The following is a 6586-nucleotide window of genomic DNA, read 5'->3' as shown; positions in this document are numbered from 1 at the left end:
GCGGCGAACTCGACCGTGTCGGTGACGAGTTTGAGCGACGGTTCGGGCGGAATGACCCACTCCTTCTGTGCGATGAACTCCTTGAGCATGTCGTTCTGGAAGGTCCCTCCAATTTGGTCACGGGACACACCGCGGTTGTCCGCGAGCGCGACATACATGGCGAAGACGACCGGCGCGGAGGGGTTGATGGTAAAGGACGTGGTCACATCGCCGATGTCGATGCCGTCGAAGAGGACCTCCATGTCGCGGAGCGTGTCGACGGCGACGCCTTCCTTCCCAACTTCGCCATCCGAAAGCGGGTCGTCCGAATCCTTTCCCATGAGCGAGGGCATGTCGAACGCGGTCGACAGTCCCGTCTGGCCGTTTTCGATGAGGTAGTGGAACCGCTCGTTCGTCTCTGTCGCGGTTCCGAACCCGGCGAACTGGCGCATCGTCCACGTGCGGCCGCGGTACATCGTTGGATATACCCCGCGGGTGTAGGGCGACTCACCGGGGAAGCCGAGGTCCTCCTCGTAGTCGAGGTCGGAAACGTCCTCGGGCGTGTAGAGGTCGTCGACCTCGTGGTTCGAGACGGTCGCAAACCGGTCTTTCCGCTCTCCACCCTTTTCGTGGAACGGGTCGCGAGTCTCTGATTCCCACTGTTCGCGTGCCTCGCGAATGGACGCCAAGTCCTCGTCGTCGTACATGGTCATGAATCAGGATGGGCGATGATTAATTATTCGGGTATTTTCCAGTTGGTATTGCTTCGACAGACAGACCATCGTGCATATCACTCCCCGCCGACCTAGCCCCGGGTATGCACGACTTCGAGAACGACACGGGCCGACCGCTGGCAGCGACCCGCTCGGTTGCCGCGACCGATTGCTTCCCCGTCGGGCGCTGACACCAGATGGCACTTGTTACCCCTACGGCGACCCGGTGGACCGCCGCCGCGGTGGCTCTCGTGTTCGTCCTCGCAAGCGTTTCGTTCGTCGTTCCCGCCACGGGGACGGTTTCACCGGTTCCGTTCGACGACACCGTCAAGACCGGCGGCACGTCGGTCGATATTCTCCTATCAGATGGCGAGGGTTTCGAAGTCCCGGTTGCACAGGTTCATTTCTCGCGGTACCGCTACGTCATCGGCTACTACGACGTGACAACCGCGGCCGCCGACATCTCGACCTCCGAAAGTGCCCGCCAGTTCGGCGACCCGCTCGCCGTATTCGTCACTGACTACGCGACGGTCACTCCGGCCCTCGGCGAGGACAACTACCTCCGAACCGAGAACAACCGCACTCCCGGTTGGGTCAAGGCATCTGAGGCGTCGTTCGTCGTCGACTCGGGTGCTCGCGTCCCGTCCGGCCCCATCGCCGTCCCGTTTTCAGATGCTGACGCCGCGCAGTCGTTCGCCGACGAACACGGTGGCGAAGTCATCGATTGGCGGACGCTTCAGGACCGAACCGGCAGTCCACTCTCGTCACGACTCGCTGCCTTTGAATCGTCCGTCAAGTCCCACCACGACTGGGCCAACCAGACCGTCGCTGCGAGTGATTCGCTGTTCGACCGCCCCGTCTCGACTGTCGTGGGCGAGGATGCGCCAACCGTCGAGGCAGCCGTCGAATCGGCACCGAACGGCACCGCCGTCTACGTCCCCGCCGGAACGTACTCGGTCGAGTCGGTCGACCTGAATCGCTCGATTACCCTCGTCGGGGCCGGAACCGAGACGGCACTCGTCGACGACGGCAACGACACCGCCGTCCACATCCGCGCCGACCGCGCCGCCGTGGCGAACCTCTCTATCTCCGGCGTCGGTGATGTCGGCACCCGACGCATCCGTGTGACAAACGAGTCTGTCGATTGGGACACCCGCGTCCAACTCGCCTACGGCCGCGGCGACACCGGTATCGTCCTCGACGGGGCGAACGGGTCCGCGGTTCGAAACGTCCGTATCGACACGCCCGCAAGCGGCGTCATCGTCCGCGAGAGCGCGAGCAGCGTCCTCGACAATCTGACTGTACAGGGTGCTGAAGACCCATCTGACGGCTTCATGGGCGTCGTCCTCATCGGCGAGCGCTCGGTCGTCGAGGATTCGACGTTCCTCGACGGACGCGACGGTGTCTACACCCACCGCGCGGACGGGAGTGTCGTCAGGAACAACCACATGGAAGACGGACGCTACGGCGTCCACGAGATGTACACTTCGGACATGCTCGTCGCCGACAACGTTGTCCGCGAAAACCGAATCGGGGTCATCATCATGACCCGCCCCGTCGGAAACCTCGTGGTCGGAAACGACGTGCAAGACTCGAACTTCGGCTTCATCCCCGCCGGAAGCGACACCTACGTCGCCGACAACGTCTTCGCAAACAACGAGTACGGCATGGACGTAAGCGGCGACAGGCAAGTGTACGTCCGGAACGTCGTTGCTGGCAACGAAATCGGCGTCCGCGGGAGTTCGACCTTCCCGACGAACGTCGTCGTCCGAAACGATATCGTCGACAACGACGTGCAGGTCGAATCGGCGCTCGGGCCGATGCGAACGTGGACCCGAGAAGGCGACGGCAACTACTGGGGCGACCTTCCGCTCGAAGACGCCGACGGCGACGGGGTCTACGACCGGGCATTCCAGCCATCCGGGCCGGTTGACGCCGAACTCGGCCGAAGCCCCACCGCACTCGTCCTCTCACGGTCGCCCGTGATGGACGCTCTTCGCCGCGCCCGCGACGACGTGGCCGGACTCCGCGGGTCCGGCGTCGTCGATGCTGCGTCCCGGACGGAGCCAGTACAACCGGACGTACTCGCCAGAGTGAACGCGACGGGGGAAGCAGATGTCTGAACGAGACTCGGCGGCCGGAGAGAAAACAGTGCAAGAGACAACAGACACCGCAGGCGCGACGAGTACAATCGATTCGGACAGTACAGTTGATTCGGACGAATCACACTCACCAGCTCACGCAGCCCCGGCCATCGAGGCGACTGCCCTCACGCACGCGTTCGGCGACGTTCGCGTCCTCGAAGGCGTTTCACTGTCGGTTGCGCCCGGCGAAATCGTCGCACTCGTCGGTCCGAACGGGTCGGGGAAGTCCACGCTCCTCCGCTTCTTGACGAAGGTCCGCGCCCCCGACGAAGGCACCATCTCAGTCGGCGGAAACGGGGGCGGAAACAATCGTGTTGGCTACCTCCCGCAACAACCCGGTTTCCGAGACGGCTTTTCGACCGCCGATACGCTCCGGTTCTACGCGCAGTTCGTCGACGAGGAGGTGGATGTCACCGAAGTGCTGGACCGTGTCGGCCTCGCAACTGCGGCGAACCGCCGCGTCGGTGCTCTCTCCGGCGGGATGACTCGCCTACTCGGTCTTGGACGAGCGCTCATTGGCGACCCGGCCGTGCTCGTCCTCGACGAACCCGCCAGCGGCCTCGACCCGGGAATGGTCGAACGACTGTTCGACATCGTCTCGACGCTCGCCGAGTCAGGGGTCGCAGTCGTCCTCTCGTCGCACAACCTCGGCCCGGTCGAACGCACCGCGGACCGCGTCGTCGTCCTCGATGGGGGCCGGTTCGTCGCCGACGGCCCGCCGCGTGAATTAGTCGAGCCGGTCGGTGCGAGCGACCTCCAGACGGCGTTCGGTGAACTCGTTTCGACCGACGAGGTGGAAGGCCGATGAGCGACGTCGAAGACCTGTTTGCCATCGCGGCCCGCGAACTCCGGACGGTCGTTCGAACACCCGCTGTCGTCGCTCTCTCGGTCGTCTTCGGCTTGACTGTCGTCGCCGTCGCGGCCGCGGGGACCGGTTCACGCGGCGGATACGTCCCGCTCGTCCTCGACTTGGTTCCCTTCGTCGAGGCGCTCGTCCCGCTTCTCGCCTTCGCGCTCTGCTATCGGGCCGTTCTCACGGACCGACGGACCGGCGAGTTGGACGTACTCCGGACCTTCGACGTGTCTCGTCTCTCGTACGTCGGCGGCGTCTACCTCGGTCGGAGCCTCGCGCTCGTGGTCGTCGTCTTCGGGTCGCTCCTCGTTTCGGCCGCGACCGTTCCCGTGTTGTCGCCGGAGAAATCGGCGTTTCTAGCCCTGAACGCGGCCGCCGATTCGCCGGTCGCGTTCGTCCGGTTCGCCATGCTCGCAGTGATATTCGCGCTGGCGACTGCGGCGGTCGCACTTGCCGTCTCCGCCGCCGCGCGGACCGCTCGGCAGGCTATCGCACTCGCCGTTGGGTTGGTCGTCGCCTTCGTCGTCGGCATCGATGCCGCGGCGGTCGCGGGACTCGCCTCAGGAACGTTCGGTATCGACGCCGTGCCGCTGGTGCTCGCGTTCAGTCCGAACGGAGCGTTTCGGTCGCTCGTCTTCGGCGTCGCCGTCGAAACGGGAAGTCATACGTCGCCGTTGGTGTCGCTCTTGGGTCTCGCGGGGTGGCTCAGCGGAGCGCTCGTGCTCGCGGTGCTGACGGCGTGGAAGCCGGTCGACTAAGTCGCAAGAAAGAATCCGAAACGCGTTTTCGATACGTTACCCGAAGTTCTCGATTTTCGCCGCGTCAACGTCGCCGCCGGCGCTTGCGACAGCGTCGACGGCGGCGTCGACGAATCCTGCGAAGCCGCAGACGAACACCTGTTCGTCGTCGCCGTTTACGAGCGCGCCCGACACGGCCCCGGCGAGGGCGGCAGCGTCGTCGGAGACGACGACAGACGCAACGCCATCGCGGAGCGCGTCGAGTCGGTCCTCGTGCGCGGGCGCGTCATCGAGATAGACGACTGCGGCTTCGTTGTCGTCGGCGACCGCCGCCTCGGCGATACCGACCGCAGGGCCGATACCCGGGCCACCGGCGAGAACGACCACGCGCGCCTCGCCGTCGTAGTAGCTGTCGCCGAACGGACCGGAGAGGTCGATGGTGTCGCCCTCGGCGAGCGATTCGAGGTGCTGGCTGAACGGCCCGGCTTCCTCGGGGTCGATTCCCACGGTCACTTCGAAAGTGTCGCCGACGCCGGGCGACGAGAGCGTATAGAAGCGGGCGTACGACTCGCCGTCGACTTCGGCGGTGAGCTTCACGAACTGGCCCGGCTCGGCCTCGAAGCCGTCGGGCGTCTCGAACTCGATAGCGACCGTTCCGGGTCCGACGTTGCGGGCCGCGGAGACGGTGACGGTTGCGTCCATGTGACCCGCTTCGACGTAGGCTCACAAGGGCCTTGCCTTCCCGGATAGGGTGAGAAATGTGACCGCGTCTCGAATCCGGAGGAACTTGCCGCGAGCGGCCGGAATCGGGTGTAATTGGACATTTGTCCACCACATTCCGAAACAGTGGCTAATCAGATTGTATAATCCGGTGATAAACACATTCTAGGGACCTGTATACCGAGGTTTCGTTTATGAACAGCACCGCTATTTCACACAAACTTTCAGAAGGCTTTTGACCCGGCTATGGGTAGATTTCACTCAGCATGCCTGCGGACTTCAACTGGGCCATCGGCGGCGAGGCTGGCGATGGCATCGACTCCACGGGGAAGATTTTCGCTCAGGCACTCTCCCGGGCTGGACGGCACGTGTTTACTTCCAAGGATTTCGCTTCGCGAATCCGCGGCGGCTACACTGCATACAAAGTTCGGACTGCCATCGACCCCGTACAGAGCGTCGTCGACCGACTCGACGTGCTCATTGCACTTACACCACGAACGATTGAGGAGAACCTCGACGAACTCCACGACGGTTCGGTCATCATCTACGACGGTGACCGCTCGACGATGGCGGACGTCGAGATTCCTGAAGGAATGGTCGGGCTGGACGTTCCCCTTCAGGCGCTCGCAGAAGAGGCTGGCGGCGCAATCATGCGTAACGTCGTCGCACTCGGCGCGGCGTGTGCCGTCACCGACTTCCCTATCGAGAACCTCGACAGCGCGCTCCAGAAGCGCTTCGGCGGGAAGGGTGAGGCAATCGTTGAGAACAACAAGGAGGCGGCTCGCGCCGGACTCGAATTCGTACACGAGGAATTCGACCACGAATTCGACTACGACCTCGAGACGACCGACGAAGACTACGTCCTCCTGAACGGCGACCAGGCCATCGGTATGGGCGCAATCGCCGCCGGTTGCCGGTTCTACGCTGGCTACCCCATTACACCGGCGACGAACGTCATGGAGTACCTGACCGGGCGTATCGAACGCTACGGCGGCCACGTCGTGCAGGCGGAAGACGAACTCGCCGCAATCAACCTCGCGCTCGGTGCTGCGCGCGCCGGTGCGCGCTCGATGACCGCAACCTCCGGTCCGGGTATCGACCTCATGGCGGAGACGTTCGGTCTTGTCGCCACCTCGGAGACGCCGCTCGTCATCGTCGACGTGATGCGCTCCGGTCCTTCGACCGGGATGCCGACGAAGCAAGAACAGGGCGACCTGAACATGATGCTTCAGGGTGGCCACGGCGAGATTCCGCGCTTCGTCGTCGCACCGACGACCATCTCCGAGTGTTTCTGGAAGACCGTCGAGGCGTTCAACCTCGCCGAGAAGTACCAGCTTCCGGTCTACGTCGCCGCCGACCTCGCGATGGCAGTCACGGAACAGACCTTCTCCCCCGAGACGTTCGATATGGACGAAGTCGAAATCGACCGCGGCAAGGTCG

Annotated in this window: 6 protein-coding genes; 4 read left to right on the top strand and 2 right to left on the bottom strand. The window is 64.0% G+C overall.

Features of this window, described 5'->3' with window-relative positions; all coding sequences use genetic code 11:
• Positions 1–686: methylmalonyl-CoA mutase family protein (locus QT222_RS08685; RefSeq protein WP_491476937.1), on the bottom strand; the 686-nt coding region annotated here is incomplete at its 3' end.
• A 203-nt stretch (positions 687–889) separates the two neighbouring features.
• Between QT222_RS08685 and QT222_RS08680 the strand changes: the two genes are divergently transcribed.
• Genes QT222_RS08680 through QT222_RS08670 form a run of 3 tightly spaced genes read left to right on the top strand, consistent with a single transcriptional unit; the run spans position 890 to position 4447 of the window.
• Entirely contained in the window at positions 890–2815 is a 1926-nt protein-coding gene (locus QT222_RS08680) for a NosD domain-containing protein (RefSeq protein WP_004057364.1), read from the top strand.
• On the top strand, positions 2808–3644 hold the full coding sequence (locus QT222_RS08675) for an ABC transporter ATP-binding protein (protein ID WP_004057365.1): 837 nt from the start codon (positions 2808–2810) through the stop codon (positions 3642–3644). The genes QT222_RS08680 and QT222_RS08675 overlap by 8 nt, the downstream gene beginning before the upstream one ends.
• Positions 3641–4447, top strand: coding sequence for an ABC transporter permease (locus QT222_RS08670; protein WP_491476936.1), 807 nt, complete (start codon positions 3641–3643; stop codon positions 4445–4447). Before QT222_RS08675 ends, QT222_RS08670 begins: the two co-directional genes overlap by 4 nt.
• 36 nt (positions 4448–4483) lie before the next feature.
• Here the strand turns inward: QT222_RS08670 and QT222_RS08665 are convergent, their stop codons facing one another.
• Positions 4484–5128: an FAD-dependent oxidoreductase gene (locus QT222_RS08665; RefSeq protein WP_491476935.1), complete on the bottom strand. Its 645-nt coding sequence runs from the start codon at positions 5126–5128 to the stop codon at positions 4484–4486.
• A gap of 284 nt (positions 5129–5412) precedes the next feature.
• Here QT222_RS08665 and QT222_RS08660 point away from each other — a divergent pair.
• Positions 5413–6586 (top strand): 2-oxoacid:acceptor oxidoreductase family protein (locus QT222_RS08660; protein ID WP_491476934.1); only part of this gene is annotated, 1174 nt, incomplete at its 3' end.

This window comes from Haloferax sp. s1 (assembly GCF_058382125.1).
This window is presented reverse-complemented; position numbering and strand designations above follow the sequence as displayed.